Genomic DNA, 26,303 nt, shown 5'->3' with positions numbered 1-26,303 from the left:
CACAAGCGGCCCGCGGACACGCCGCATCCGCCGCTGAACGCGTACCCGGGCCGGTCCGGCGGAGCGCTCAGCCGTCCGCTCGTCACGCGTTCGCGTCGCGTCGTCGCAACGCGCCGGGACGGGACGGGACGGGACGGCTATGGGTGGTGGGGGGCCTTTGGGGGACGCGAACCTCGTTTGCAGCATAAGTGCGATTATGCTGCAAATAGGGATGGAAGGGCCGGCGAGAGGGCCGCGCGGACGGCGGGCGCTGCGCGTCGTGCGCGCCTGCGCCTTTCCGTTCGGCGTGTTGGCCTGTGCGCCGCCGGGCTTCTGAGGCGCGAACCGTTCGCGCGGTGCGCCGGCGCGTGCCGGACGACCGCCGATACGCCCTGGATTCGGATCAGGTGCCGGGTCGGCCGGAATGGCGATCATCCGTAAAACGATCATGAGGGGTGGCGTCCCTCGAGGGCCCGCCGCCGCGGCGTTGCCGCAGGACTTTCGCGATGTGCGGGCATCCGCCTTCGGCCCCTTCGCGCCGGCGTGGTGTGGGTTGCGCCGCCGGTGCGGCCACGGCGCGCGCCGGTGAGTGTCTGCGGGCCTGTCGGCTTCCGGGCGCCCTTCTGTACCGTAAGGCACTAAACCATACAGAAGCTCAATTCTGTATGGTTTACGACGTTTTGTGGGCTTTGTGTCGTTCTGTCGCTGTGGTGGCCATACCCGCTCCCCGCGGGCCTTCGTCGCCGCTCCCATGGCCACGGCGATGACGCGCGTGTTCGCGCGGACGCTCCCCCTGCGTCCCGAGGCCGCGTCTGCCGGCGGCACGCGGTTCATGCCGGGGCGGGGCCGGGCGGCCGGGGCCGTCCCCCTCCCCCGGGTCCGCGGCGTGCGGGCATGAGAGAGGCGATGGTGGCGATGCCCTGGGCGATGTCGGTGGCCGTGCTGGCGGCGTAACCGAGGACCAGGCCGGGTGGGCCGGGCCGGTGGCGGTGCCAGGACAGTGGCTGGACCTTGACGCCGCGCGTCAGGCAGGCGGCGGCGAGGTCGGTGTCGCGGACGTCCTGATCGAAGGTGATCATGAGGTGCAGGCCGGCGGCGGCGCCGTGCACGGTGGTGCCGGGCAGGTGGGCGGTGATGGCGTCGATCATGGCGTCGCGTCGTCGCCGGTGGCGGCGGCGCAGGTAGCGGAGCTGGCGTTCCATCTCTCCTTGGGCCATGACGTGGGCGAGGACGAGCTGGGTGAGGACGGCGTTGCCGAGGTCGGTGTTGCGTTTGGCGGCGATGAGGGCGTCGCGGTGTTCGGGCGGGGCCAGGAGCCATCCGACGCGCAGGGCGGGTGCGAGGAGCTTGGAGACGCTGCCGGCGTAGAAGACGTGCTCGGTGAGCATGGACCGCAGGGCGGGGACGGGCGGGCGGTCGTAGCGGTGTTCGGCGTCGTAGTCGTCTTCGATGATGATGCCGCCGTCGGTGGCCCAGCGCATGAGGTCGCGGCGACGGTGGCCGGCCAGGACGACTCCGGTCGGGAACTGGTGGGCGGGGGTGAGCAGGACGGCGGGGGCGTTGGTGGCGCGCAGGTCGGTGACGCGCAGGCCGTGGTCGTCGACGGGGACGGGGGGTGTGGCGAGGCCCCAGTCGCGTAGTTGCTGGGCGGCTCCGAGGGATCCGGGGTCTTCGACGGCCACCTGGTCGATGCCCTGGCGGTGGAGCACCTGGGAGAGCAGGGCGAGGGCCTGGGCGACGCCGGCGACGATGAGGACGTGGTCGGGGTCGGTTCTGATGCCGCGGTTGCGGGCGAGCCAGTTGGCGACGGCCAGGCGCAGGGCGGGTGTGCCGCGCGGGTCTCCGTAGCCGAGTTGTGCGGCTGACAGGTCGGCGAGGATGGTGCGTTCGGCGCGTAGCCAGGCGGTGCGGGGGAAGGCGGCGAGGTCGGGGACGCCGGGTGACAGGTCGATGCGGGCGGGGGCGGCGCGCAGGGCGTCGAAGACGCTGGTGCCGGGTGTGAGGGTGAACAGGTCGGCGGGGTGGCCGGGGGTGGCGGGGTACTGGGAGTGTGCGGGCGGGGGTGGTGGGTGGGGTGCGGTGATGGGGGCGGCGACGACGATGGTTCCGCCTCGTCCGCGTCCGGCGATGTGGCCGTCGTCGATGAGGCGTTGGTAGGCGGCGGTGACCAGGCCGCGGGAGACGTGTAGTTCTGCGGCCAGGACGCGTGTGGCGGGCAGGCGGGTGCCGATGGGCAGGCGGCCGTCGGAGATGGCCTGCCTGAGCCGGTGGGCGAGCCATTCGGAGCGGCCGCGGGCGGGGGCGTCGGCGATGGTGAGCTGCAGGAAGTCGGATCCTTGTGGTTGCCGGGGGTGGTCGTCGCGGGGGGTTGTGGACCGGTCGCCTGTGCCTGGTGCGGCCCTGTTCATCGGGCCATTGTGCCAGCGGGATGTTGGTCGCCGGGGGTCGTTGGTGGTTTCGGGGAGGCTGTGGTCTCCTCCCCCGCGCGTGGGGCTCCCCCCCCCGCGTGCGGGTGTGTCATTCGGGAGAAGCCGGATCTAATCCGGGAGGGTGGGTGTCGATCCGGGGGCGGAGGCGGGGGCGTTCGTATGAAGGGCGGGCGACGGTGCCCGGCCGGCGGTGCCCGGCCGGCGGTGCCCGGCCGGCGGTGAGGTGGCCCGAGGAGTCGTGAAGGACATGACGCACCACCTGCTCGGCGTCCGGCGACCTGATGGCGCTCCTCCCCCGGCCGTCTGCGGTCGTTGCCCTCCCCGTTGAGGTCGGCCGGCCGGGTTCCGCTCCCCTGGTCGGCTCGGGGGCGCTGTGGAGCCGGGGTGAGGGGGCGTGTCTTGGGGTGCCGGTAAGAAACGTGTCATGAGCCCCAAACGAGCTGCTGGCCCAAGCTCGCGCTTGGCTGACTCTCTTCAGGAAATGGCCCTTCCGTGAAGCAATGTGGCTGCGTGCCGTCCTCCACCCTCAGCTCGGTGTCCCTGCTCGCCGGGCAGGATCGCGCCGAAATCACTTCACGAAAGGTGGTCGGGCTTCCCGAACGCTTCGATCCGGCCGACGACAGCCTCCCGGTCTGGACGGAGCGCTACCTCGATCTCGCCGTGCGCGGAGTCCGCTCAGCTGAGGTCACCGCCAAGATCTCCCGGCATCTGGAGCGCTTCGGCGCCTGGATCACTGGCGGCCTCGGGCATGACCGGCTCTCGGCCGTCACCCCGCGCGAGATCGCCGCCTGGCGCGACCACCTGGCCGCCGCCGGCAACCGCGGCCGCGACAACACGCCCGCGCCGATGGCGCCGGCGACCGTCAACAACCACCTCGCGCACCTGTCAGCGCTGTTCACCTGGATCACCGCGCAGCCCCCGAAGGGCTGCTGCGCCACGGCGACCCGACCAAGATAGTCGCCCCGCTACCACTGCCCGCCCCGCAGCCGCGAGCGCTGGCCGCCGCCCAGGTGCGCACCGTCAAGAACGTCGTGGACCGGATCGAGACCTTCCACGAGCTCAAGGGCCGCCGTCACCGCGGCGCCGCCACGCCCCGGGTGCACACGCCCGGCACACCTTCGCCTGCGGCCTGTCGCAGGCCTCCAGCCACAACCGCGCCGGACTCGAGCGCCGCCTCGGCCACGCCAACGACCGCTACCTGCGCCTGTACACCAACCCACCCGACGACATCGCCGCCGACTACGTCGAAGACCTATGACCGCGAGACCTGGACACCCCGTACGACGGGCAGCGTAGCCATCCGCCCAGTCGACGATCCGGGTCGGCGAGTGCTATGACGGCAGCCGCGACGCCGGGAGCGCCTGGACCGGCGGCTGCGTCGATGACGCTGAGTGTGAGCCGAGTATGGAATACCGCTTGGCCTGGCGTCGGTTCGACCAAGCTGTACCGATACCACATCGCCATGGTGGTGGCGCGCTCCGCGCCGGCTGCTGATCCAACTCAACCGCCACCAGATCTCGGCCCGCCGGGGCGCGATCATCTGACGCGGCCACCATCGCCGGCGCCGTTGCGTTGCTTCCTGGGCTCCCCGGTGGCGCCTACGACCCCGTAGCCGATACTCGGGCGCGACGCTCAGGAATCGCGGCGGCCATTCCTTCGCGGCGCGATGAAGACGGCCCAGACGGCCACACCCAGGGCCGGACCTAGCGCGATGCCGAGAGCGACGTTGTCGAAAAGACCCGCGACGAGGAGGCCGAAGGCAGCGCCGAAGGCGATCCAGATCCCGAGATTTGCCCAGATCCCGAGACCTGCGGGCGGGGGCGTGTTGTTGCTCGTCATTGCATCTCTCCTAAGGACGCGGGCGGACAGGGCTGACAATCTGGCGGCCCACCACGGCGGATGTTGGCGTTGGCGTTGTCCGGTGGTGCGGAGCGGTCGTGCGCCCGCCGCGGCTACGCCGTGGCACGGCGGAGGAGCGTGTGCCCGCCGACCGCGAACGCGGCGGCCACCAGGACCGGCCAGCCGGCGAGCAGCGCCGCGGGGGACTGGTCGAGCAACCAGCTGCCGATCGCGTGCCATTGCCGGGTCCACGTGATCAGCGCGGCGGCCAGCCCGAGCGCTGTGAAGGCCAGGGTGAAGCTGGCGAGGACGCCGGTGGTGCCCCAGCGCAGGTGCAACGTGCCGAGCAGGATCCCGAGGTGGGTCACGACCAGCGTGGGTACCGCGTACCCGAGCAGGAGCAGCACCGGGCTGGCGTCATCCATGAACGGCAGGCCGAAGAAGCGCATCCCCATCCCCCAGTAGCCGGTGGCCTGTTCCACGGCGCGCAGCAGGCAGAGCACCAGCGCGTAGACCACCGACTGGACGACCGCGAGCAGCGACCAGGCCAGGTAGAACTCCCGGCGGGTCACGCTCATGCCCAGCGCGTACGGGAAGATCTGAGTGACCGAGACGGCGGCCATCCCGATCGCCATGCCGTATAGGCCGACCAGGCCGCCGGTGGTCGTCACGCCGTCGCCCGGGTCGTAGTTCGCCATGAAGGTCAACAGGTTGATGCCGAACGTGACTGCCGTCATGCTCCACGTCCAGCCCAGGATCTGCGGCCAGGCCGGCATCTGGAGGCGGGCTACCTGACGGATGCGGTTCATCGGGCGGCCTCCCGGTCCGCCGGCGCCGTTGTCGTCGGCGGTGCGGTCAGGCGGACCACGAGTTGCTGCAACGACAGCGGCTCCAGCTCGACGTTGAGCGTCTGCGCGTGCGCCTTCGCGTGCGGTCCGAGCCCACCGAGGATGGTCGACCGGACCAGGCCGCTCGACTGCTCGCGGTGCAACTCGGTGCGTCCGGCCGCGAACCCGTCCACGGCCTCCGCCCGACCGGTGGCCGCCACCGCCTGCCCGCGCAGGTCGTCGGCGTCCTCATCGAGCAGCAGCCGGCCATGGTCGATGAGCAGCACCCGCTCGACCAGATCGCTCACCTCGTCGATGAGATGGGTGGACAGCACCACGGTGCGGGGATGCCCGGCGTAGTCGGCGAGCAGGCGGTCGTAGAAAAGCTGCCGGGCGGCGGCGTCGAGCCCGAGGTACGGCTCGTCGAAGAACGTCAGAGGCGCCCGCGCGGCCAGCCCGACGGTCACGCCGAGGGCCGACAGCATGCCCCGCGAGAGCCTGCGGACCAGCCGCCCGGCCGGTAGCTGGAAGTCCGCGGCGAGGCCGTGCGCGAACGTGTCGTCCCAGTTCGCAAACAGCCGGCGTGCGGTGCGAAAGACGTGGCGCACGGTGTAGAAGTGGGGGTAGCGCTGACTCTCCCGGACGAAACAGACCTTCGACAGGACGGCCCGGTTCTCCACCGGTGGCGCGTCGAAGACCGACACCTTCCCCGACGACGCGAACGCCTGCCCGGTGAGGATCTGCATCAGGGTGGTCTTGCCCGCCCCGTTGCGCCCGAGCAGGCCGTAGATCGTGTGCTCGGCCAGCGCGAAGCTCACGTCGTCGAGCGCCGTGACGTCACCAAAGCGCTTGGTCACCCCGTGTGCGGTTACCACCGCCGTCATCCCAGGTCCCTCCCGACAACCGCACCGAATGAATCGATCATCTTCATCAGCTCGTGGTGGCCGATGCCGAGCTTGCGCGCCTCGGCGAGCAGGGGTTCCACGTACTGTTCGGCGAACCGTTCCCGTCGCCGCTCGCGCAGCCTGGCCCGGGCGCCACCGGCGACGAACATGCCGATGCCGCGTCGCTTGTAGAGCGTTCCCTCCGACACGAGTTGGTTGACGCCCTTGGCCGCGGTGGCCGGGTTGATCCGGTGAAAGGCGGCAAGCTCGTTGGTGGACGGGACCTGGGCCTCCTCCGCCAGCGACCCGTCGATGATCGAGTTCTCGATCAGCTCGGCGATCTGAAGGAAGATCGGTCGGTCGTCGTCCATCGTTGGCTTAGCCGCCCAACTGGTTAGCTACATGTGTAGCTAACCATGTAACCTTGCGCCGCGGCTGTCAAGCAGCCGGGCGTTCCGCGACCTCGGCCGGCGGCGGCGCCGGGACCCGTTTCCCAGGGGCGCGCACGCCCTACCACGATCATGAAGCTAGTCCGGGTTGCCCGCCTCCGGAGCTTGCGCAGCGCCGCCGAGCGAAAGGCGCTTGGCCACATCCAGCCGTACCTCGCCGTAGGGCTGGACATGCTGCCAGAGCAGCGGGGTCAGCCCGCGCTGGTCGGCGGGTTTGAGCATGGTGGCCCATTCGGGGTCAGCCAGGACATCTTGGAGCATCAGGGTGTTGATGTACACGGGCGCGGCCTGCAGGATGCGCAGGCACAACACGCTCATCTCTAGCTCCTCGCGCCGGTTGGTGGCGATGTCGCCGCCCTTGCCGTAGAAGATGACCGAGTTCGCTCCGTTGGAGGACTCCACCACGTTGAGCCCTTCCTGGATCTCTCGCTGGAGCTCGCGCAGGCGCAGATAGCGGGCGACGAAGATGGTCTTCTGCGCCCGGCCGACCTCCAGCATGGCCTGGTAGGTGGGATGGGAGGCGGACTCGGTGAAATCGCGATCGCGATGTCGGTGGCGACCTGCGGGGTCAGATAGCGGCGCCGGACGTAGCGGATATCGTCTTCGCTGTGGGCGTGGCCACCGGAGGCCACGGCCCGGATCCCGGTGTTGGTGCCGTACCCGAAGATCGCGAGCATCAGCCGCTCGGCCAGCACCTCGGGCTTGAGGCTGGAGCCGCCCACCACCGAGGTGACCGCCTTCAGGCAGCCGGTGCGCAGCACCGCCTCCTTGAGCATGTCGATCAGCGGGACCGATCCCCAGTGCCGGCCCACCTCGTTCTTGATCTTGCGCAGGTTCCGCGGCTCATCCGCCGGGCCGAGCTTCGTCAGCTTGATCGCGCCGGACTTACGTTCGGAGATCGCCAGCCAGTCCAGCTTCGGCAGCGTGGTGTCGAGCGACTCCAGCTCGGCGCGCATCTCGGCCTTCAACTCGGCGATGCGGCGGATCAACTTCAGCGCCTCGATCACCGGCTGGAAGGCGGTGTTGGTGCTCTTGAACTCCAGGATGTCCAGCAGCGCGATCAGGCCGCGCCGGTAGTGGTTGGTGTAGGAGGCGCGCAGCGTGGTCTGCACCGTGGTCCGGTAGGCCGGGCCCTTGGTCTTGAACTCGTGCACCAGATCCCGCAGCGTCTGCTCACCACCACTGACAGCCGGGAAGATGACCTGGCGGACCGAATCGTCGGGCCGGCCGAGCGCGGCGTCGGCGACCTTGAACAGGATGTTCTCCTTCCCGGTCACCCGCTTGAACGCGTTGATCAGCTCCTTGGTCACCGTGCTGTCGGCCCGCGCCTTGATCCGATGCACGGTGGCGATCATCAGCTCCACCAGCGCGTCGGTGATCTCCCGCTCCCGCTCCTGGACCAGCGCCGCCAGCAGCAGCACCGTCAGCTCGCGCGGATGCGTGCGCATGTGCGAGGGCGCTTCCACCGCCGCCCGGGCCCGCCAAGCGGCCAGCGCCTTGGGCGCCACGTCGGCGAACAACCCGGGCGGCAGCTCGATCGAGCGCGCCGCCGCCAGCTTGCGGATCTCGGTCATCATCGACTCCAGGCTCACGTTGCCCGGCGCGGACTTGATCAACGCCAGGAGGCCGGAGTCGACGTCGTCATCGTCCTCGGCAGGTGCCTCACTCATAGGTTCCTGACGGTCACCGGCCCCCTCGTTCACCGCGCGGCTCGCATCTTCGATGCCGACCAGCGCGTAGATCCGCCGCGTGGTCTCGGGACTCAACCGGGAGGCGATCCGCACCGACCAGGCGACCTCCGCGTTGTGCAGGGCCGAGGCCACGATCCGAGAGATCCGTCCAGCGGAAATGTCGGTGCCGCCGGTGATACTCGGTGGGGCGGGGCCGCCCGGGCGCCGCCTGACAGAAGGGCGGGAGCGATATGGCCGAGGTGTTGCTGTTCCATCACGCGCAGGGGCTGACCTCTGGGGTCGGCGAGTTCGCGGAGGTGCTCAGGCGGGCGGGTCACACCGTTCACGTGCCCGACCTGTATGAGGGGCGCGTGTTCGGCGATCGCAGCGAGGGGGTGGCGTTCGCGCACAAGACGGGCTTCGACGTGATCATCAAGCGCGGGCAGGCCGCGGCCGCCGGGCTGCCCGCGGGGGTGGTCTATGCCGGGTTCTCTCTCGGGGTGGTGCCGGCGCAGATGCTGGCTCAGACGCGGGCGGGCGCCAAGGGGGCGCTGCTGCTCCACTCGTGCATTCCGGTCTCGGAGTTCGGCGACGCGTGGCCGGCGGGGGTGCCGGTCCAGATCCACAGCATGGACGCCGACCCGTCCTTTGTCGACGAGGGTGACGTTGAGGCGGCTCGTGCCCTGGTCGCGGCGAGCGCCGACGCCGAGTTGTTCCTCTATCCGGGCGATCAGCATCTGTTCGCCGACCGCAGTCTGCCCGACTTCGACGAGGGCGCCGCGGCGCTGCTGACCGAACGTGTGCTCGCCTTCCTCGACCGTGTGGGGTAGCCGGCCGCGTGGGCGGGCGCGGCGGTGACCGGCGTGCGGTTCGTGGATGCGGTTCGTGGATGTCGCAGAGGGTGCGGCCGGGTGGGCGGCCCCGCTCTGCGGCGGCCCGGTCCTGGGCGGTTTTACGTGCCAGGATCGCTCCGCCTGTCCTGCGTCGCCACGGCTGGGGGCCTGGTGGCCGATGCCGTCCCGGGTTAGAGGCGGACGGCGGGGCTGGGTTGTCCGTTTCTGATCGGCCGGGTGTGGATTTTGGTGACGCATGCCGGGATGGCGGCGCCATGGTCGTGTTCACGGGCGCGGTAGGAGCTCGGGGTCTCGCCGACGAGTTCGGTGAAGCGCGAGCTGAACGAGCCCAGGGATGTGCACCCGACCGCGAAGCAGACGTCGGTCACGGTGAGGTCGCCGCGCCGCAGCAGCGCTTTGGCGCGTTCGATGCGGCGGGTCATCAGGTAGCTGTACGGCGTTTCGCCGTAGGCGGCGCGGAAGCTGCGGGAGAAGTGGCCGGGGGACATCAGGGCGTCGCGTGCCAGTGCCGGGACGTCGAGGGGTTCGGCGTAGTCGCGGTCCATCCGGTCGCGGGCGCGCCGCAGCCGGACGAGGTCGTCGAGGTCTTGCCGTTTCACCTGCCCAGTGTGCCACAGCGGCCGTGGCCGGTCGGAGTGGTGGCGTGCCGGTCTCCGGACTGGTCAGGAATGGAGAAGCGAAGGTGGGCGGGCCGTGGCTAGCGTGGTGTCGTGCGGTTGCTTCAAGATCGGTGAGCGCCGCTCCCCCGCTTCCCCGTTCGGCGTGTTCGCGGGTCGGGGGCCTGGGTGGTGCCGGCCGCCGGGTGTCGCGTCACCGTGGCCGGTTCCGCCGGCCGGGCGGGCCGGGGGCGGTGCGGGTTGACCACGCCGACGCCAGAAAAACCGACATACTTCTACAAATTGGTCAGTTCGAGCCGGGCGACACCGACGGATAGCGTGAAGGCGGCCCGCCTGACAGATGGAGAGACGATGAGCATGGCCACCAGGACGGGCACGCGGTCGCCCGCGCCGCACGATGCCGACAGCCACGATCTGATCCGCGTGCACGGCGCGCGTGTGAACAATCTCAAGGATGTCAGCGTCGAGATCCCCAAGCGCCGGCTGACGGTGTTCACCGGTGTCTCCGGCTCGGGCAAGAGCTCTTTGGTGTTCGGCACGATCGCCGCCGAGTCGCAGCGGCTGATCAACGAGACCTACAGCACCTTCGTGCAGGGTTTCATGCCGACGCTGGCGCGGCCCGAGGTCGACGTCCTCGACGGGCTGACGACCGCCATCATCGTCGACCAGCAGCGGATGGGCGCCGACGTCCGCTCCACGGTCGGCACCGCCACCGACGCCAACGCGATGCTGCGCATCCTGTTCAGCCGGCTGGGCAAGCCCCACATCGGCTCGCCGCAGGCGTTCTCCTTCAACGTCGCCTCGATCAGCGGGACGGGCGCGGTCGCGATGGAGCGCGCCGGGCGGACGGTGAAGGAGCGCCGCAGCTTCAGCGTCACGGGCGGCATGTGCCCGCGCTGCGAGGGACGGGGCTCGGTCACCGATTTCGACCTCTCCGCGCTCTACGACGACGCCAAGTCGCTCAACGAGGGCGCGATCACGATCCCCGGCTACAGCATGGACGGCTGGTACGGGCGCATCTTCTCCGGCTGCGGCTTCTTCGACCCCGACAAGCCGATCCGCCGGTTCACCAAGAGGGAGCTGAACGACCTGCTCCACAAGGAGCCGACCAAAGTGAAGGTCGACGGCGTCAACCTCACCTACGAGGGGCTGATCCCCAAGATCCGCAAGTCGTTCCTGGCCAAGGACCGCGAGGCGATGCAGCCGCACGTCCGGGCGTTCGTGGACCGGGCGGTCACCTTCACCACCTGCCCCGACTGCGGCGGCACCCGGCTCAGTGAGGCGGCCCGTTCCTCGCGCATCGGCGGGATCAACATCGCCGACGCCTGCGCGATGCAGATCAGCGACCTGGCCGGCTGGGTCCGGGGCCTGGAGGAGCCGTCGGTGGCGCCGCTGCTCGCGACGCTGTCGCGGACCCTCGACTCGTTCGTGGAGATCGGGCTGGGCTATCTGTCGCTCGACCGGCCGTCGGGCACGCTGTCGGGAGGCGAGGCGCAGCGGGTCAAGATGATCCGCCATCTCGGTTCCTCGCTGACCGACGTCACCTACGTCTTCGACGAGCCGACCGCCGGGCTGCACCCGCACGACATCGAGCGGATGAACGAGCTGCTGCTGCGGCTGCGGGACAAGGGCAACACGGTGCTCGTCGTGGAGCACAAACCGGAGACGATCGTGATCGCCGACCACGTCGTCGACCTCGGTCCCGGCGCCGGTACGGCGGGGGGCGCCGTCTGTTTCGAGGGCACCGTCGAGGGGCTGCGGGCCAGTGACACCATCACCGGCCGCCATTTCGACGACCGGGCCGCTTTGAAGGCGACGGCGCGCAAGCCCACCGGCGCGCTGGAGATCCGCGGCGCGACGACGCACAACCTGCGCGAGGTCGACGTCGACATCCCGCTCGGGGTTCTGGTCGTGGTCACCGGGGTCGCCGGTTCCGGCAAGAGCTCGCTGGTGCACGGGTCGATTCCCGCGGGGGCCGGTGTGGTGTCGATCGACCAGGCTCCGATCCGCGGTTCGCGGCGGAGCAACCCGGCGACCTACACCGGGTTGCTCGACCCGATCCGCAAGGCGTTCGCCAAGGCCAACGGCGTCAAGCCGGCGTTGTTCAGCGCCAACTCCGAGGGGGCCTGCCCCAACTGCAACGGCGCCGGCGTCGTCTACACCGACCTGGCGATGATGGCGGGCGTCGCCACCACCTGCGAGGAGTGCGAGGGCAAGCGGTTCCAGGCTTCGGTGCTGGAGCACCGCCTCGGCGGCCGGGACATCAGCGAGGTGCTCGCGATGCCGGTGGCCGAGGCCCGCGAGTTCTTCGGCGACGGCCCGGCGCGCACGCCGGCCGCGCATGCGATCCTCGACCGGCTCGCCGACGTCGGGCTCGGCTACCTCAGCCTCGGCCAGCCGCTCACCACGCTGTCCGGCGGCGAGCGGCAGCGGCTCAAGCTGGCCACCCACATGGCCGACAAGGGCGGGGTGTACGTCCTGGACGAGCCGACCACCGGCCTGCACCTGGCCGACGTCGAGCAGCTGCTCGGCCTGCTCGACCGGCTGGTCGACTCCGGCAAGTCGGTCATCGTCGTCGAGCACCACCAGGCGGTCATGGCACACGCCGACTGGATCATCGACCTCGGCCCGGGCGCCGGCCACGACGGCGGCCGCGTCGTCTTCGAGGGCACTCCCGCCGACCTGGTCGCCGCCCGCTCCACCATCACCGGCGAGCACCTGGCGGCCTACGTCGGCGCCTGATGTCCACCTCGCGGACGCCGTGACGGCGGCCCCTCGGCGTACGGGCAGGTCACCGGGGACGTCGCGCTCCCAGCGGCCGGCGACGGCCGTCGTCACACCCTGCCGGTGCGGACGATCTGGTGGCGTGAGGTGGGCGCGGGGCGGGCTAGGGTGGGCATTCCTTCGGACCTGGACACCACTGCTTCACGTGGTGGTTCGGAGTGAGGTTCGATCGCATGAGAATGGAGGGCCGGTCATGGTGGACAAGCCGGAGCGGCAGGTCGCTGTATTCGGCGCCGGCTACATCGGGCTGGTGACCGGCGCCTGCCTGGCCGAGCTTGGTCACCGAGTGGTGATCCGGGACATCGACGCCGAGAAGATCCGGTTGCTGCGATCCGGTGAGGTGCCGATCTACGAGCCCGGACTGGGCGACATGATCACCCGGAACAAGGAGCGCCTGGCATTCACCCTGGATGCTCAGCAGGCCCTGGACGGCGCCGATATCGCCTACGTGTGCGTGGACACCCCGCCGTCGGCCTCCGGCGACGCGGACCTTTCCCGTGTGTGGTCGGTCGTGCGGTCCCTGGAGAGCGCGGCGCGGCTGCGGGCGGTGGTGATGAAGTCGACCGTGCCGGTGGGCACGGGCACGCGTGTGCGGGCCGCGCTGGACGCCGCCGGTCTCGGGCACGTCGGGTACGCGTCCAACCCGGAGTTCACCGCCGAGGGCACGGCGGTCGGCGACTTCCTCCACCCCGACCGCATCATCGTGGGTGCGTCCGATGAGGCGACCGCCCGCCTGATCTCGGAGCTGCACGAGGGCGTGGACGGGCCGATCGTCGTGATGGACGTGCGGTCCGCCGAGATGGTGAAGCTCGCCTCCAACGCCCTCCTCGCCACGAAGATCAGCTTCATCAACGAGATCGCCACGCTGTGTGAGAAGACCGGCGCCGACGTCGAGCACGTCGCGCACGCCGTCGGCCTGGACCACCGTCTCGGCCGGCACTTCCTGCGTCCCGGGATCGGCTGGGGCGGCTCCTGCTTCCCCAAGGACTCCGAGGCGCTGCGGCAACTGGCCAGCAACACCGGCTACCACCTGCAACTGCTCTCCGCGGTGATCGAGGTCAACAACCTGCAGAAACGCCGGGCGATTCAGAAGCTCAAGGACGTACTGGGCACGCTGGCGGGCGCCCGGGTGGCGCTGCTCGGGCTGACGTTCAAGCCGGGAACCGACGACATGCGCGAAGCGCCGAGCGCGGTGCTTGCGGCGCGGTTGCTGGCCGAGGGCGCTGAAGTTCGCTGCTGGGATCCGATGGCGCGCCCGGCCGAGGCCGAGCCGTGGACGTCGACCAGCCGGCACGCCAGCCCGGAACTGGCGGCGAACGGCGCGGACGCGGCGATCGTGGTCACCGAGTGGCCGCAGCTTCTCCAGGTCGACTGGGCGCACCTCGCCTCGGCCATGCGGCGGCCGGTGCTCTATGACGGCCGCAACCTGCTGGACCCGGCCACGATGCGGACGCTCGGCTTCACCTACCTCAGCGTCGGGCGTCCGTAACCCGCCGCGTACCGCCGAAATGCCGAACGGCCTCAAACGGCCCCACCCATCCGACTCACATTCTCGGCCAAGCCCGCCCACCGTCCCCTTGGCAGCGGTTCGACCCGCCTGCGCCGCCGGGGCGCTTCCACCTCCGATGAGGATTCCCACCGGCGCCGCGTCGGCGGGTCGGCGGACGGCGAATGCCGGCGCCGTCCTACGGTGGGGACCCGGCGAATCGCTGCGGTCGCGCTGGTGCGGCGTTCCGTGTCGGCTTTCATCGCTGGATCACGTGCGCGAGGGTTACCGCAGTTGGTCGCGGCGGCGGGTGAGGTAGGCGGTCTCGCCGGTGTTGCCGGCCAGCTCGATGGCCCGGTCGTAGGCCGCGCGTGACTGCTGACTTCGGCCCAGCCGGCGCAGCAGGTCGGCGCGGGTGGCGTGGTAGGCGTGGTAGCCGGCCAACGCCTCGGCGAGGCGGTCGACGATGGCCAGTGCCACCTCCGGCCCGTCGAGTTCGGCCACGGCGATGGCCCGGTTGAGGGCGATGACCGGCGAGGGGTCCAGGCGGACGAGCTGGTCGTAGAGGGCCAGGATCTGCGACCAGTCGGTGTCGCGGATGTCGCGGGCGGAGGTGTGCACCGCGTTGATCGCGGCGAGGATCTGATAGCGCCCCGGAGCCGCCCCGGCAGCGGCGGCGGCCAGGCGCTCGCGCACCAGCCGATGGCCTTCGGCGATCAGGTGCGCGTCCCAGGCGCCGCGGTCCTGCTCGTCGAGCGCGACCAGTTCGCCGCCGGCCGAGACGCGGGCGGGGCGGCGGGCCTCGATGAGCAGCATCAGCGCCAGCAGGCCGGCTGTTTCTCCGTCCTGCGGCAGGAGCGCGCGGATCAGGCGGGTGAGCCGGATCGCCTCGGTGGTCAGCTCGTGCCGTACGGGATCGGTGCCCGGGCCGCTGGCCAGGTAGCCCTCGTTGAAGACGAGGAACAGGACGGCCAGGACGCCGGAGAGGCGAGCCGGCAGGTCGTCGGCGGACGGCATCCGGTAGGGGATGCGGGCCGCCTTGATCTTGGCCTTGGCGCGGGTGATGCGCTGTTCCATGGTGGTCCTCCGCACCAGGAAGGCGCGGGCGATCTCGGGCACGGTGAGGCCGCCGACCATGCGCAGCGTCAACGCCACGCGTGCTTCCACCGCCAGGGCCGGGTGACAGCAGGTGAAGATCAGCCGGAGCCGGTCGTCGTCGATGGCGCCCGGCGGCTCGGGTGGGGTGGTGTCGTACAGCACCTGAGCCTCCTTGTGCTTGTCGTCGCGTTTGTTCTCGCGCCGGATCCGGTCGATGGCCTTGCGGACGGCGGTGGTGGTGAGCCATGCGCCCGGGTTGGGGGGAACGCCGTCGGCCCGCCACCGTTCCACGGCGGTCGCGAACGCCTCGGCCGTCGCCTCCTCGGCGATGCCGAGGTCACCGAAGCGCCTGGTCAGGGCGGCCACCACCCGCGCCCACTGGTCGTGGTGGGCGCGGGTCATCGCTTCCTCGGCGTCGCTCACTGGAACGGCCGCACCTCGATCTTCCGATCGCAGATCTGCGACGCCTCGGCGGCGAGTTCGAGGGCCACGTCCAGATCGGGGGCCTCCCACACCCAGACGCCGGCGAGGTACTCCTTCGACTCCACGAAAGGCCCGTCGCTGATGACCGCCTGCTCGCCCCGGTTGTCGACGACCGTGGCCGCGTCGGGGTCGGCGAGTCCGCCCGAGAAGACCCAGTGGCCTTCGGCGATCAGTCGTTCGTTGAACGCGCTGATGGCGGGTTGCCTGTCGGTGCGGCCGGGCTCGCTCTTGTCGTCGATCACGGAAACCAGGTACCGCATTGGAAGATCATCTCCTGTGGTGTCGGACCGGCGTGGCCGGGTGGTCGAGGGCTTCATGCCGTGGCGTATCGCGGGCGCCCGGCGGGCCGGTAGACCTGGGTCGCCACGCCCTTGGAGTCGGCCCGCGACTCGACCAGGTCGAGCGCGAGGTCTGGACCGGTCGGCGGGAACAGTCTCGCGCCCTGGCCGAGGATCACCGGGATCACGATCAGAGTCATCTCGTCGACCAGGTCGTTTCGCAGCAGCCACCGGGTCAGGGCGCCGCTGCCGTGTACCTGCAGTTCACCCCCGGGCTTGGCCTTCAGTTCGCCGATGGCCGCCGCGAGGTCGCCGCGCAGCACGGTCGTGCCCTCCCAGCGCGGCGCGGTGAGCGTGGTCGAGGCGACGTACTTGGGGGCTTCGTTCAGGGCCACGCCGATCGGATGCGCGTGCGTGCGGCCGATCGACTCCCAGGAGGTGAACAACTCGTAGGTGCGCCGGCCGAACAGGAACGCCTCGGCGCGCTGGTAGGTCTGTGTGATGAACGTCCTGGTGTCGTCGTCACCCGCTCCCAGGGCCCATCCGCCGCGTTCGAATCCGTTGCTGCGGTCCTCATCCGACGCGCCGCCGTTTCCCTGGACCACTCCGTCGATGGTGATCTGGGTCATGGTCGTCAGCTTCATGATCGCGGTTCCTTCGCCTCGGCGCCGTCCCTCGTGGGCGGCCTCACCCCTGCTACGAACGCCGCCGCTCCGATCCGACACCCCCTCCCGGATTTCTGCCGATGCCCCTGCGGATGTACTTTTGGCAGCCGGTTGATGGCGGGCAGATAATCGGCTCGCGCGTCAGCGGGAAGGCCGTTTCAATACCGTCATGCGCATCACCTCGGAAACGTGCGCCGACGGCGTCCGTGAGCGACTGTTCGCCATCGGAGACATCCCCGGGGTGCTCTGGACGCCCGCCGAGGCCACCGGTCCCCGCCCGCTGGTCCTGATCGGGCATGGCGGCGGGTCGCACAAGAAGGGATGGGAGGTCGTCTCCCGGGCGTTGCCCTATGTCACCTCCTGCGGCTTCGCGGTCGCCGCGATCGACGCACCGGGCACCGGCGACCGGCCGGAGCACCCGCAGATCCGGCGGCTCGTCGCGCTCATCCAGGGACGGGAGGCCGCGGGCGAGCCCTTCCGGTCCGGCCCGGAGTGGCCCGCCCTCAACGACACCGTGGCGGCACAGCTCATCCCCGACTGGCGGACCACTCTGGACGCGCTCCAGAACCTGCCCTGCGTCGGCGGCGGCCGGCCCGTCGGGTACTACGGCCTGTCCCAGGGCGGCGAGATGGGCATCCGCCTGGTCGCGGCCGAGCCCCGGATCACCGCCGCGGTCCTGGGCCTCGTCGGAAGCGACCGGCTCATCGGCACCGCGGCGCGGATCACGATCCCGGTCGAGTTCGTACTGCAGTGGGACGATGAAGGCGAACCGCGGGACTCGGTCATGAAACTGTTCGACGCGCTCGGCTCCACCGAGAAGACCCTGCACGCCAACCCCGGCGGCCACTTCCACGTCCCGCCTTTCGAAATCGACAGCTCGATCCGATTCTTCGCCCGGCACCTGAGCGGCTTCTGACCACCGGCGCCCCACACATGCCCGCAGGTGGTCGGGCCGGTGTCCATGTCCAGCCGAACCGGTCGCAGGGGTTCACGTGGCCGGCCCTGCGTTCTGACCTCGGCTTCATGGGTGGTCGGTGGCCGGTGCGTGATGAGGAGGCGTGTCACTTCTCTGCCGTGCGGGGTTTCCCGCTGATCGAGTCCTGGAAGGCGTCGGCGTAGGTGCGCGAGTCTTTGACCAGGTCGTCGCAGAAGGCGGCGACGTCGTCGCCGATGAGTTCCAAAACTCCCTTGCCGTCGGCGGCGCCCTGCTCGAAGAAGTCGACGATTCCGGCGAGCAGGTTGCCGTCGGGCAGGTCGATCGGCCCGACTTTGAACAGGTACCTCTGCATCTCCTTGTAGACGATCTGGTAGTCCGGCGGGAGCGCCTTGACCCGGGCCGTGTGCGCGCGCCACTGCTTCTTGCCCTCGATGATGTCCTGGATGCCCACGTCAGCCTCCCAGCCGGCCCAGTTTCCTCGCGACGTTCCTGTTCAACTGCTCGCGCCACCGGTCGCGATAGGTCCGGGCCCCGGCTCCGCCGGCCAGCGCCGTGCAGAAGCCCGCGATGTCGTCGCCGAGGACCTCGCGGGCGCTGTGCCCGTCCGCCGATGCCTCTTCGAGCAGGCCCAGGGCGGCGTCGACGATCGGCGTCAGGTTGCGGCCCGTGAAGCCCGCGTAGGGGAACAGGTGGCCCTTGATCTGTGCCCACGCCGCCTGGTGGTCGGCGGGCAGCGCCTGCGCCCGGGCTTCGAACGCCTTCCATTCCCTGGTGAGATCGCTGCCGGTGATGGTCTCCCAGAAGCTCATCCGCCGCCCTCCTTGAGCTTGTCGATGCGTGAGGAGACGTATTGCCACTTCGCCCAGAACTTCGCCAGTTCCTTGCGCCCGGCGTCGTTGAGCACGTAGAACTTGCGCGGCGGGCCCACCTCGGACGGCCGTCTGGTCACCTGGACGAGCCCGTTCCTCTCCAGCCGCAGCAAGATGGTGTACACCGTCCCTTCGATGACGTCGGCGAAGCCGAGTTCGTTCAGCCGGCGCGTGATGGCGTATCCGTAGGTCTCCTCGCCGCCGATGATCTCGAGCACGCAGCCTTCGAGCGTGCCCTTCAACATCTCCGTCAGATCGTCCATCGCGGCTCCCCTCCACCCCCTGGTACTTCGTGCCACCGAGTACTGCTATACGGTACCACTAAGTACCGCTGTGCGGCGCCGAGCCGGTCCGGTGGCCTCGCAGGGGGAGAGGTCATCGGGTCCACAGTGATTCCTGGACGGTCTGGATCAGGGCCATCAGTTCGGGGGTGGCGCGGTCGGGGGACCATGCCAGGCCGTAGGTGAGGCGCAGCCGCCCCGCCTCCAGGGGGACGAAGCCGATGTCGGGCCGCCGGATCGAGGAGGCCAGCAGGTGGGGCACCGGCAGCACGCCGATGCCCGCGGCGACCAGGTCCAGTAGGGCGGCGAAGTCGTCGATGTCCTCCCCCACGACGTGATGCTGGTGTGGGCCGTGCAGGGCCGCGGCCAGCTGCGCCCACATCCCGCCGCGAGGGCGGTGACGCGGCATGAGGATCTTGTAGGCGGCCAGCTGGGCGGGCCGGACGGCCAAGGCCCCGGCCAGCGGGTCGCCCGCCGGGATCGCCAGGTGGGCGACGGTCACGCTGAACCGGGCGCCGGTGGCGTACCCGGCGGGGAACGGCGCGCTCACCACCGCGGCCGCCACCTCCCCCGCGGCCAGCGCCTCGACGGCCGCGCGCCGGCCGGCGGCGCGCAGGTCGACGTCGATGGCGGGACGGCGGCGGGCAAGGCGCCGGGCGGCCTGCGCGACCAGCCCGCCGGCCGGCGGCGCATAAGCGAGGCGAATGACCGGGCGGGGCGGCGCGGCCAGGCGGACGGCTTCCGAGCGCAGGGCGGCGGCGCTTTCCAGCAGCGCCTCGGCGTAGGGCAGCAGTGCCGCGCCGGCGGATGACAGGCGCACCTCCCGGCTGGTGCGCTCGAACAGGCGCACCCCCAGCGAGCGTTCGGCCCTGCCGACGGCCTGGCTGATCGCCGGCTGCGAAAGCCCCAGGTCGGCGGCGGCTCGCGAGAAGCTGAGAGTCTGGGCCACGCGGGCGAAACAGCCGATCTCGCGCAGCGTCGGTGCGGGTTCCACCGGCCCAGTATGGCCGCCGCCCGACCCGCCCCGCCCCCGCGCTCCCCTGGCGCTCCCCCGCCCACGCCGGGCAGTGAGGCCGGCGCGCGCCGCGTTCCGGGGCGGGCGCCGGTCGCGGCGGCCCGTCCCTCCAGCTATAAGCGTCATCGATCGATCGCGACGGTGGTGTGCGGGGCGGGCAGGATGCCGGGCATTCACCGCCGCATCGAGTCAACGGGAGTTCGCATGACCGCCGCCCGCCCCGCGCCGTTCCCCGCCTCCACCGTGCTGGGATACCCCAGGATCGGGCCGGACCGGGAGCTCAAACGGGCCCTGGAGAGGTACTGGCGAGGCGACATCGGCCTGCGTGACCTGCGCGCCACGGGCGCCGAGCTGCGCGAGCGCACCTGGCGGCGGCTGGCCGAGCTCGGCCTGGCAGCCCTGCCGTCCAACACCTTCTCCTTCTACGACCACGTGCTGGACACCGCGGTCATGGTGGACGCGGTGCCCGGCCGCCACCGCCGCCCGTCCGCCGAGGACACCTGCTTCGCCATGGCGCGCGGCGCCGAAGGGACCGCGCCGCTGCGCATGACCAAGTGGTTCGACACCAACTACCACTACATCGTCCCCGAGATCGGTCCTGGCACCGTGTTCCGCGCGGTGTGCGACAAGCCGGTGGCGGAGGTGCGTCAGGCCCGCGCGCTAGGGCTGGCGACCCGGCCGGTGCTGCTGGGCCCGGTGACCTTCCTGCTGCTGTCGGAGCCCGACGCGTCCGCGCCGGCGGACTTTCGTCCGCTGGACCGGCTGGGCGACCTGCTGGCCGTCTACGAGCGGGTGCTGGCCGCCCTGGCCGCCGAAGGCGTGGAGTGGGTGCAGCTGGACGAGCCGGCGTTGGCGGCCGACCGCACCGCCGCCGAGCTGGACGCCGCCGGGGAGGCCTACCGCAGGCTCGGCTCGCTGGAGGCGCGGCCCGCGCTGATGGTCGCCTCCTACTTCGGCGAGCTGGGCGCGGCGCTGCCCGTCCTGGCGGGCACGCCGGTCGAGGCGCTCGGCCTGGACCTGGTGAACGGCGCCGCCGATCTGCGGGCCGCGTGCGGCACGCCCGAGCTGGCCGGCAAGACCGTGGTGGCCGGGGTGGCCGGCGGGCGCGACGTGTGGCGCACCGACCGGGAACGGGCGATGGCCGCGCTGCTGGCCCTGCGCGGCCACGCCGCACAGGTGGTGGTAGGCACCTCCTGCTCGCTGCTGCACCTGCCCTACGACCTGGAGCGGGAGACCGGCCTGGACCCGCGGCTGCGCGCCCGCCTGGCGTTCGCCGAGCAGAAGGTCGCCGAGGTGGTGGAACTGGCCGCGCTCCTCGCCGAAACCCCCGCCGTCTCACCCGAGCCCTCCGCCACCTCCTCCACGTCGTCCCCCGCGTCCCCCGCCGCGTCCCCCGCCGCGTCCCCCGCCGCGTTCGCCGGCCCGCCGGCCGCACCCACCGCCCTCGTGCCCGCCGTGGCCGCCGATGCGGCGCCGGAGCCGGCGTCCCCGGTGCTCCCCTCGCCGCAGGACCCCGCCGGGCCGGCGCCGGGGCCGGGTGAGCACGTCCGGGGACCGGCGCGGGCGCGCGAGGCCGCCCAGGCCGACCGCCTCGGGCTGCCGCCGCTGGCGACCACCACCATCGGCTCCTTCCCCCAGACCGGGGAGCTGCGCGCCGCCCGCGCCGAGCTGGCCGCCGGGCGGCTGAGCGTCCACGACTACGAGGAGCGGGTCCGCCGGGAGATCCGCCAGGTGATCGAGCTGCAGGAGCGGCTCGGCCTTGACGTCCTGGTACACGGCGAGCCCGAGCGCAACGACATGGTGCAGTACTTCGCCGAGCACCTGGAGGGCTTCGCCGTCACCCGGCACGGCTGGGTGCAGTCTTATGGTTCCCGTTGCACGAGGCCGCCCATCCTGCACGGCGATGTGCGGCGCCCTGAGCCGATCACCGTGCGCTGGACCCGTTACGCCCAGTCGCTGACCGACAGGCCGGTCAAAGGCATGCTCACCGGGCCGGTCACCATCGTCGCATGGTCGTTCGTCCGCGACGACCTGCCGCTGCCGCAGGTCGTCGCCCAGGTCGCCGACGCCGTCCGCGAGGAGGTGCGCGACCTGGAGGCCGCCGGCACGGCCATCATCCAGGTCGACGAGCCGGCCCTGCGTGAGTTGATGCCGCTGCGCGCCTCGGGACGGGCGGCGTACCTGGAGTGGGCCGTGGGCGCCTACCGGCGGGCCACCTCCGGCGCGGCCGACCACACCCAGATCCACACCCATCTGTGCTACTCCGACGCCGAGCAGATCCTGCAGGCGGTCGACGACCTGGACGCCGACGTCACCAGCGTGGAGTCGGCCCGCTCCCACAGGCGCGTCCTCGCGCAGCCGGCCGTGGCCGCCTTCGCCCGGGGCCTGGGCCCAGGGGTGTACGACATCCATTCGCCGCGCGTGCCGGACGTGCGGGAGGTCGCCGACGGCATCGAGGCGGCGCTGCGCGCGCTGCCGGCCGCCCAGGTGTGGGTGAACCCCGACTGCGGGCTGAAGACCCGCACCTACGAGCAGGTCGAGGCCGCGCTGGCCAACATGGTCGCCGCCGCCCGCCAGGTCCGCGCCGCCGTACGGCAGGCGCCGGATGCCGGCAGGCGAACCCGTGCCGCCGCCGGGGCCGGTGCGGGTGCGGAGTCCGCTCGCGGCTGACCGGGATGCCCGGGCGTCCCCGCGAGGACGCCCGGGCATCTCCTCCCCACGCACCCACCTCTTACAGGCCTGCGTCAGCTCATGCGGCCGACCGCCCGTCCGGAGTCGGTCACCACCGCCGACGAGGTGACCCGCTGCCACGCGATCTGCTGATGGGCGCGAATGAGCCACTGCGATCTGTTCGCGGGGGGAGCGATTCCTTTTCGGCGGCCGGCGGTCTTCATTGGTGAACGCTTCGCCACACGACCTCCGAAAGGGAGGGACCATGACGGTCGACGACCATGCGCCCGCCGGCCCCGGCCGCGCGGTGTTCGCGGTGCTGGACGAGATTTACGCCGCCTGGGCCGCGGGAGACGCGGACGCCTTCGTCGCGCCGTACGCCGAGACGGCCACCGCCATCCTGCCGGGGATGTACCTGTCCGGCCGAGAGGCGATCCGAGGCTGCATGGCGGCCCTGTTCGCCGGTGAGCTCAAGGGCTCCAAGGCCGTCTATGAGGTGCGGAGCATCCGGTTCGTCCACGCCGACGTGGCCATCGTGGTCAGCGAGGGGGCGGTGCTGCTCGCCGCTCGAAGCGAACCGGACGCCACGAGTCAGGCGCTGGAGACGTGGATGCTGTCCAGGCAGGACGGCGCCTGGCAGGTGCAGGCCTTCCACAACTGTCCGCCGCACACCCTGTGACCGGCGAAGCACGGACCGGGGAGCCAGGAGGGAGACACGGCGATGCCGAGCAGGGAATCCGAGGCGGTCAGGCGGCACTGGGCCTCGCTTCGTTCGGCCGACGGGCGGCCCGGGCGGCCGGACGACGAGTCCTGGGGCGGCCTGACGGCCGAACCGCGGGGGGTCGGCTATGCCGAGGCCGGCGCGGGCGGCCTGCCCGCGATGTGGGCGGTGCCGGAACAAGCCGCCGAGGACCGCGTGCTGCTCTGCATGCACGGTGGCGGGTTCGTCACGGGGTCGATCGCCTCGCACCGCAAGCTGTTCGGCCATCTGGCCAAGGCGACCGGCGCGCGGGCGCTGATCTTCGAATATCGTCTCGCGCCTGCCCACACTCACCCGGCGCAGGTCGACGACGCGACCGCGGTGTACCGGTGGCTGCTCGACCAGCGGATCAGTCCGCGTCACATCGCCTTCGCCGGCGACTCCTGCGGCGGCGGGCTGTCGATCACCACTCAGTTGCGGGCCCGGGAACGGGGCCTGCCGTTGCCCGCGGCGGCGATGCCGTTCTCGCCGTGGGTGGACATGGAGGCCACCGGGGAGTCCTATGCGACCAACCGCGACAAGGACGCCTTCTTCTCCGCCGAGGTCGTGCGCGGGCTGGCCGGCGCCTTCCTGGGAACAGGTGGCGACCGCCGCGATCCGCTGGCCGGCCCGCTGTACGCCGACCTGTCCGGCCTCGGGCCCGTCTACATCCAGGTGGGCGGGGACGAGGTGCTGCTGGACGACGCCCGCCGGCTGGGCGAGCACGCCCGCAAAGCCGGTGTCGAGGTGCGGCTCGACGTCTTTCCCGGCATGCAGCACACCTTCCAGATGGCCGCGGGGAGGGCGCCGGAGGCTGACGAGGCGATCAGCCGGATGGCCGCGTGGGTGCGGCCCAGGCTCGGACTGTAACGTTCGATCGTCACCCAGGGACCTTACGGTGCCGCGGGGTGATTCACGGGAGTGGTGATGACGCCAAGGACAGGCGCGGTGCCGGACGCCGGTGAGTTCGCCGAGCGTACCGAGCCGTTCCGGCGCGAGTTGCTCACGCACTGCTATCGCCTGCTGGGTTCGGCGGACGAGGCCGAAGACCTCGTGCAGGAGACCTACCTGCGGGCATGGCGTTCCTTCGCCACCTTCGAGGGCCGCGCGTCGCTGCGGGTCTGGCTGTACCGCATCGCCACCAACGCCTGCCTGACCACCCTTGAGCGCCGCGGCCGGTCGGCGTTGCCGTCCGGCCTGGCCGGCCCCGCCGGCGATCCCGACGCCACGCCGGCCGGGGCCGGGGCCGGCGGGGCGTGGCCGCAGGCGACCCCCGGCGGGCTGGTGCCCCGGGAGTCGCAGGACCCGGCGGCGATCGTCACCGCACGGGAGAGCCTGCGCTTGGCGCTCATGGTGAGCCTGCGGTACCTGTCCGCGCGGCAGCGGGCCGTGTTCCTGCTCAGAGAGGTGCTCGGCTTTCCGGCCGCCGAGGTCGCGGCCATGCTCGGCATGTCGATCGCCGCGGTCAAAAGCGCGCTGCAGCGGGCTCGTGCCCGCCTCGACGAAGCGGTCCCGGAGCACGAACAGATCGTCGAGCCCACCGATCCGCGCAGCCGGGCGCTGCTGGAGCAGTACATCACCGGTTTCGAGAACGCCGATACGGCCGCTTTGGAGCGGGCGCTGCGCGCCGACGCCGCGATCGAGCTGGCGGGGACGGGTAGGTGGTTCTCCGGCCGGGTGAGCTGCCTGCGCTTCCTGGCCGATGTGATCGGATCTCGTGGGAGGTGGCGGATGATCCCGGCCTTGGCCGGCGGGCGGCCCGCCGCGGCCGCCTACCTCCGCGGCGAGGACGGGATCCACCGCGCGTGGGGACTGGGCGTCCTCACCGTGACCGCCGGAGGCATCGCGCGCGTCACCGTCTTCGACGGCGGACACGACCTGCTGGCCAGGTACGGTCTGCCGCCCGTCCACCCGGCCGCGAGAACTCCCTCTCACATCGAGCGCCGGTAGTACTTCGTCAGGTTGATCTGATCTCGGGTGTCGGGTTCGGCGTCAGTCGTCGATCGCCTGGTAGAGCGTGGTCCAGAAGTCGTGGATGAGCCGCGCGGAGTTGGGGACGGACATCCCGACCTGGGTGAGCAGGATTCCGGTGAGCCCGTTCTGCGGGTCGGCGTAGGTGGAGGTGCCGCTTCCGCCGTCCCAGCCGAACTGGCCGACGGGCGCGTAGTCGCCGCGGTAGGTGCGCACCGCCATCCCGAAGCCCCAGCCGCCGTGCTGGCCTTGGCCGTAGGACAGATGGACGTTGTCGGTGGCCAGGGCGGTGCGGGCGGCCTGCTGCCCGGGGGTGAGGCGGTTGGTGGTCATCAGCTCGACGGCCGGCCCGGACAGGATCCGCTCGGTGCCGTGCATCCCGCGGTTCAGCAGCATCCGGAAGTAGGCGTGGTAGTCGTCGGCGGTGGAGACCAGCCCGCCACCGCCGCCCTGGAACGCCGGAGGCCGGCTCCAGCGCCCGCCTTTGGCCTCGTCCCACACGTTGAACTCTCCGGTGCGCGGGTCGGGGGCGTACAGGGGCGGCAGCCGGTCGATCTCGCCGGCGGGCACGGCGAAACCGGTGTCGTTCATGCCCAGGGGACCGAAGACGCGTTCGCGCAGGAACGTCTCGAACGGCCGGCCGGTGACCCTGGCGACGAGCACGCCGAGCAGGTCGTTGCTGATGTGGTACTGCCAGCGCTCTCCGGGCTGGTACATCAGCGGGAGCGTGCCGAGGCGGCGCATCCACTCGTCCGGCTCGGGCATCGGCTCGGGCAGGTCGGGCGTGAGCCCCTGCTCGAAGATCGCGCCCATGATGGGAGCGCCCAGCGCCGTCATGTCCATGCCGAGCCCGAACGTGGAGGTCAGCAGGTCGCGTACGGTGATCGGCCGCCGCGCCGGCACGGTGTCGTCCAGCGGGCCGTCGATGCGCTTGAGCACCCGGCGGCCGGCGAGTTCGGGCAGCCATGGCTCCACCAGGTCGTCCAGCCGCAGCCTGCACTCGTCCAGCAGGACCATCGCCGCCGCGACCGCGACCGGCTTGGAGGTGGAGGCCATCCGGAAGATCGTGTCGCGGCGCATCGGCGCGCCGCCGTCATGGCTCATGGTCCCGATCGCTTCGACGTGCGTCCGGCCGCCCAGGCCGACCAGGGCGACGAGCCCGGGGATGTCGCCGGAGTCGACGTGCCGTGCCAGCACGTCGCGCAGTCTGCGCAGCCCTGCTTCGGACAGGCGGTTGCCCTTTTCCATCATGGATCTCCTTGCGTGCGGCGTTCGATCGGTCAGAGCCGTCCCGGCCTGGCGCTCCTGCCTCCCGCGTGCGGTACGCGGGGGCGGGGTGTGCTCCGTCACGAGCACTTCCTGTGCGGTGCCGCCGATATCCGCCATGGTTCGGGAATCTCTGAACACCCGTGACGCTATATTGCGTTTACGTATTCGTCAACGCCGATTGCCCGACGAAGTCGCCTGTTTCTGGGGATT

Annotated in this window: 24 protein-coding genes and 1 pseudogene; 9 read left to right on the top strand and 16 right to left on the bottom strand. The window is 71.2% G+C overall.

From position 1 onward, the window contains the following. Window positions 1–809 precede the first annotated feature (809 nt). On the bottom strand, window positions 810–2,387 hold the full coding sequence (gene pdxR / locus ACZ6QO_RS13940; protein WP_465850649.1) for a MocR-like pyridoxine biosynthesis transcription factor PdxR: 1,578 nt from the start codon (window positions 2,385–2,387) through the stop codon (window positions 810–812). A gap of 555 nt (window positions 2,388–2,942) precedes the next feature. On the opposite strand from pdxR, the gene ACZ6QO_RS13935 reads away from it, so the two are divergent. Next, entirely contained in the window at window positions 2,943–3,365 is a 423-nt protein-coding gene (locus tag ACZ6QO_RS13935; RefSeq protein ID WP_465850647.1) for a hypothetical protein, read from the top strand. A gap of 675 nt (window positions 3,366–4,040) precedes the next feature. On the opposite strand, the gene ACZ6QO_RS13930 is transcribed toward ACZ6QO_RS13935, so the two are convergent. The 6 genes and pseudogenes from ACZ6QO_RS13930 to ACZ6QO_RS13905 form a co-directional block, all read right to left on the bottom strand. Further along, window positions 4,041–4,247, bottom strand: a complete 207-nt coding sequence (locus ACZ6QO_RS13930; protein ID WP_465850646.1) for a hypothetical protein — start codon at window positions 4,245–4,247, stop codon at window positions 4,041–4,043. A gap of 113 nt (window positions 4,248–4,360) precedes the next feature. Beyond that, entirely contained in the window at window positions 4,361–5,056 is a 696-nt protein-coding gene (locus tag ACZ6QO_RS13925) for a hypothetical protein (protein WP_465850644.1), read from the bottom strand. Next, window positions 5,053–5,958 (bottom strand): ABC transporter ATP-binding protein, encoded by a 906-nt coding sequence (locus tag ACZ6QO_RS13920; protein WP_465850643.1) that lies wholly within the window; start codon window positions 5,956–5,958, stop codon window positions 5,053–5,055. The genes ACZ6QO_RS13925 and ACZ6QO_RS13920 overlap by 4 nt, the downstream gene beginning before the upstream one ends. Beyond that, window positions 5,955–6,329, bottom strand: a complete 375-nt coding sequence (locus tag ACZ6QO_RS13915) for a GntR family transcriptional regulator (RefSeq protein ID WP_465850642.1) — start codon at window positions 6,327–6,329, stop codon at window positions 5,955–5,957. Before ACZ6QO_RS13915 ends, ACZ6QO_RS13920 begins: the two co-directional genes overlap by 4 nt. 156 nt (window positions 6,330–6,485) lie before the next feature. Then, complete coding sequence (locus ACZ6QO_RS13910; RefSeq protein ID WP_465850641.1) at window positions 6,486–6,905, bottom strand: Tn3 family transposase; 420 nt, start codon at window positions 6,903–6,905, stop codon at window positions 6,486–6,488. 68 nt (window positions 6,906–6,973) lie between these two features. After that, window positions 6,974–7,183, bottom strand: a pseudogene (locus ACZ6QO_RS13905) (Tn3 family transposase); the annotation flags it as partial. A gap of 1,145 nt (window positions 7,184–8,328) precedes the next feature. Here ACZ6QO_RS13905 and ACZ6QO_RS13900 point away from each other — a divergent pair. After that, entirely contained in the window at window positions 8,329–8,907 is a 579-nt protein-coding gene (locus ACZ6QO_RS13900; RefSeq protein ID WP_465850639.1) for a dienelactone hydrolase family protein, read from the top strand. A 194-nt stretch (window positions 8,908–9,101) separates the two neighbouring features. On the opposite strand, the gene ACZ6QO_RS13895 is transcribed toward ACZ6QO_RS13900, so the two are convergent. Then, on the bottom strand, window positions 9,102–9,476 hold the full coding sequence (locus ACZ6QO_RS13895; protein WP_465850700.1) for a helix-turn-helix transcriptional regulator: 375 nt from the start codon (window positions 9,474–9,476) through the stop codon (window positions 9,102–9,104). Window positions 9,477–9,899: 423 nt separating this feature from the next. Between ACZ6QO_RS13895 and ACZ6QO_RS13890 the strand changes: the two genes are divergently transcribed. Both ACZ6QO_RS13890 and ACZ6QO_RS13885 read left to right on the top strand, forming a co-directional pair. Beyond that, the gene (locus tag ACZ6QO_RS13890; RefSeq protein ID WP_465850638.1) at window positions 9,900–12,290 is read left to right on the top strand and encodes an ATP-binding cassette domain-containing protein; all 2,391 of its coding nucleotides are present in this window, start codon (window positions 9,900–9,902) and stop codon (window positions 12,288–12,290) included. Window positions 12,291–12,525: 235 nt separating this feature from the next. Next, entirely contained in the window at window positions 12,526–13,821 is a 1,296-nt protein-coding gene (locus tag ACZ6QO_RS13885) for a UDP-glucose dehydrogenase family protein (RefSeq protein ID WP_465850636.1), read from the top strand. A 282-nt stretch (window positions 13,822–14,103) separates the two neighbouring features. Here the strand turns inward: ACZ6QO_RS13885 and ACZ6QO_RS13880 are convergent, their stop codons facing one another. The 3 genes from ACZ6QO_RS13880 to ACZ6QO_RS13870 are packed head-to-tail and all read right to left on the bottom strand — an operon-like array spanning window position 14,104 to window position 16,321. Beyond that, window positions 14,104–15,339, bottom strand: a complete 1,236-nt coding sequence (locus tag ACZ6QO_RS13880) for an RNA polymerase sigma factor (RefSeq protein ID WP_465850634.1) — start codon at window positions 15,337–15,339, stop codon at window positions 14,104–14,106. Beyond that, the gene (locus ACZ6QO_RS13875; RefSeq protein ID WP_465850632.1) at window positions 15,336–15,659 is read right to left on the bottom strand and encodes a YciI family protein; all 324 of its coding nucleotides are present in this window, start codon (window positions 15,657–15,659) and stop codon (window positions 15,336–15,338) included. Before ACZ6QO_RS13875 ends, ACZ6QO_RS13880 begins: the two co-directional genes overlap by 4 nt. 53 nt (window positions 15,660–15,712) lie before the next feature. Then, the gene (locus tag ACZ6QO_RS13870; RefSeq protein ID WP_465850630.1) at window positions 15,713–16,321 is read right to left on the bottom strand and encodes a dihydrofolate reductase family protein; all 609 of its coding nucleotides are present in this window, start codon (window positions 16,319–16,321) and stop codon (window positions 15,713–15,715) included. Window positions 16,322–16,511: 190 nt separating this feature from the next. Between ACZ6QO_RS13870 and ACZ6QO_RS13865 the strand changes: the two genes are divergently transcribed. Beyond that, window positions 16,512–17,258, top strand: coding sequence for a dienelactone hydrolase family protein (locus ACZ6QO_RS13865; protein WP_465850629.1), 747 nt, complete (start codon window positions 16,512–16,514; stop codon window positions 17,256–17,258). 145 nt (window positions 17,259–17,403) lie between these two features. On the opposite strand, the gene ACZ6QO_RS13860 is transcribed toward ACZ6QO_RS13865, so the two are convergent. From ACZ6QO_RS13860 to ACZ6QO_RS13845, 4 genes are all read right to left on the bottom strand, one after another. Beyond that, the gene (locus ACZ6QO_RS13860) at window positions 17,404–17,730 is read right to left on the bottom strand and encodes a DUF1048 domain-containing protein (RefSeq protein WP_465850627.1); all 327 of its coding nucleotides are present in this window, start codon (window positions 17,728–17,730) and stop codon (window positions 17,404–17,406) included. Between the two features lies 1 nt (window position 17,731). Further along, window positions 17,732–18,088, bottom strand: coding sequence for a DUF1048 domain-containing protein (locus ACZ6QO_RS13855; RefSeq protein ID WP_465850625.1), 357 nt, complete (start codon window positions 18,086–18,088; stop codon window positions 17,732–17,734). Next, window positions 18,085–18,411 (bottom strand): PadR family transcriptional regulator, encoded by a 327-nt coding sequence (locus ACZ6QO_RS13850; RefSeq protein WP_465850623.1) that lies wholly within the window; start codon window positions 18,409–18,411, stop codon window positions 18,085–18,087. The genes ACZ6QO_RS13855 and ACZ6QO_RS13850 overlap by 4 nt, the downstream gene beginning before the upstream one ends. Window positions 18,412–18,523: 112 nt before the next feature. After that, window positions 18,524–19,423, bottom strand: a complete 900-nt coding sequence (locus ACZ6QO_RS13845; protein WP_465850622.1) for a LysR family transcriptional regulator — start codon at window positions 19,421–19,423, stop codon at window positions 18,524–18,526. A gap of 225 nt (window positions 19,424–19,648) precedes the next feature. On the opposite strand from ACZ6QO_RS13845, the gene metE reads away from it, so the two are divergent. The 4 genes from metE to ACZ6QO_RS13825 all read left to right on the top strand — a co-directional run bounded on the left by metE (window position 19,649) and on the right by ACZ6QO_RS13825 (window position 24,803). After that, entirely contained in the window at window positions 19,649–22,114 is a 2,466-nt protein-coding gene (metE, locus tag ACZ6QO_RS13840) for a 5-methyltetrahydropteroyltriglutamate--homocysteine S-methyltransferase (RefSeq protein ID WP_465850620.1), read from the top strand. 265 nt (window positions 22,115–22,379) lie between these two features. Then, the gene (locus ACZ6QO_RS13835) at window positions 22,380–22,793 is read left to right on the top strand and encodes an SgcJ/EcaC family oxidoreductase (RefSeq protein WP_465850618.1); all 414 of its coding nucleotides are present in this window, start codon (window positions 22,380–22,382) and stop codon (window positions 22,791–22,793) included. A 42-nt stretch (window positions 22,794–22,835) separates the two neighbouring features. Beyond that, window positions 22,836–23,723, top strand: a complete 888-nt coding sequence (locus ACZ6QO_RS13830; RefSeq protein WP_465850616.1) for an alpha/beta hydrolase — start codon at window positions 22,836–22,838, stop codon at window positions 23,721–23,723. 57 nt (window positions 23,724–23,780) lie between these two features. Then, the gene (locus ACZ6QO_RS13825) at window positions 23,781–24,803 is read left to right on the top strand and encodes an RNA polymerase subunit sigma-70 (protein ID WP_465850615.1); all 1,023 of its coding nucleotides are present in this window, start codon (window positions 23,781–23,783) and stop codon (window positions 24,801–24,803) included. Between the two features lie 42 nt (window positions 24,804–24,845). Here ACZ6QO_RS13825 and ACZ6QO_RS13820 read toward each other — a convergent pair whose 3' ends face one another. Then, window positions 24,846–26,072, bottom strand: coding sequence for a serine hydrolase domain-containing protein (locus ACZ6QO_RS13820; protein WP_465850699.1), 1,227 nt, complete (start codon window positions 26,070–26,072; stop codon window positions 24,846–24,848). Window positions 26,073–26,303: the final 231 nt, after the last annotated feature.

It is taken from the genome of Sphaerisporangium sp. NPDC049457 (assembly GCF_055586705.1).
This window is presented reverse-complemented; position numbering and strand designations above follow the sequence as displayed.

Coding starts and splice junctions, on each gene's coding strand:
- ACZ6QO_RS13890 (WP_465850638.1), top strand. CDS start 9,900: ATGAGCATGGCCACCAGGACGGGCACGCGGTCGCCCGCGCCGCACGAT.
- ACZ6QO_RS13830 (WP_465850616.1), top strand. CDS start 22,836: ATGCCGAGCAGGGAATCCGAGGCGGTCAGGCGGCACTGGGCCTCGCTT.
- ACZ6QO_RS13900 (WP_465850639.1), top strand. CDS start 8,329: ATGGCCGAGGTGTTGCTGTTCCATCACGCGCAGGGGCTGACCTCTGGG.
- ACZ6QO_RS13850 (WP_465850623.1), bottom strand. CDS start 18,411: ATGGACGATCTGACGGAGATGTTGAAGGGCACGCTCGAAGGCTGCGTG.
- metE (WP_465850620.1), top strand. CDS start 19,649: ATGACCGCCGCCCGCCCCGCGCCGTTCCCCGCCTCCACCGTGCTGGGA.
- ACZ6QO_RS13855 (WP_465850625.1), bottom strand. CDS start 18,088: ATGAGCTTCTGGGAGACCATCACCGGCAGCGATCTCACCAGGGAATGG.
- ACZ6QO_RS13930 (WP_465850646.1), bottom strand. CDS start 4,247: ATGACGAGCAACAACACGCCCCCGCCCGCAGGTCTCGGGATCTGGGCA.
- ACZ6QO_RS13920 (WP_465850643.1), bottom strand. CDS start 5,958: ATGACGGCGGTGGTAACCGCACACGGGGTGACCAAGCGCTTTGGTGAC.
- ACZ6QO_RS13925 (WP_465850644.1), bottom strand. CDS start 5,056: ATGAACCGCATCCGTCAGGTAGCCCGCCTCCAGATGCCGGCCTGGCCG.
- ACZ6QO_RS13895 (WP_465850700.1), bottom strand. CDS start 9,476: ATGGACCGCGACTACGCCGAACCCCTCGACGTCCCGGCACTGGCACGC.
- ACZ6QO_RS13910 (WP_465850641.1), bottom strand. CDS start 6,905: ATGCTGGAGGTCGGCCGGGCGCAGAAGACCATCTTCGTCGCCCGCTAT.
- ACZ6QO_RS13915 (WP_465850642.1), bottom strand. CDS start 6,329: ATGGACGACGACCGACCGATCTTCCTTCAGATCGCCGAGCTGATCGAG.
- ACZ6QO_RS13875 (WP_465850632.1), bottom strand. CDS start 15,659: ATGCGGTACCTGGTTTCCGTGATCGACGACAAGAGCGAGCCCGGCCGC.
- pdxR (WP_465850649.1), bottom strand. CDS start 2,387: ATGAACAGGGCCGCACCAGGCACAGGCGACCGGTCCACAACCCCCCGC.
- ACZ6QO_RS13820 (WP_465850699.1), bottom strand. CDS start 26,072: ATGGAAAAGGGCAACCGCCTGTCCGAAGCAGGGCTGCGCAGACTGCGC.
- ACZ6QO_RS13870 (WP_465850630.1), bottom strand. CDS start 16,321: ATGAAGCTGACGACCATGACCCAGATCACCATCGACGGAGTGGTCCAG.
- ACZ6QO_RS13835 (WP_465850618.1), top strand. CDS start 22,380: ATGACGGTCGACGACCATGCGCCCGCCGGCCCCGGCCGCGCGGTGTTC.
- ACZ6QO_RS13865 (WP_465850629.1), top strand. CDS start 16,512: ATGCGCATCACCTCGGAAACGTGCGCCGACGGCGTCCGTGAGCGACTG.
- ACZ6QO_RS13885 (WP_465850636.1), top strand. CDS start 12,526: ATGGTGGACAAGCCGGAGCGGCAGGTCGCTGTATTCGGCGCCGGCTAC.
- ACZ6QO_RS13825 (WP_465850615.1), top strand. CDS start 23,781: ATGACGCCAAGGACAGGCGCGGTGCCGGACGCCGGTGAGTTCGCCGAG.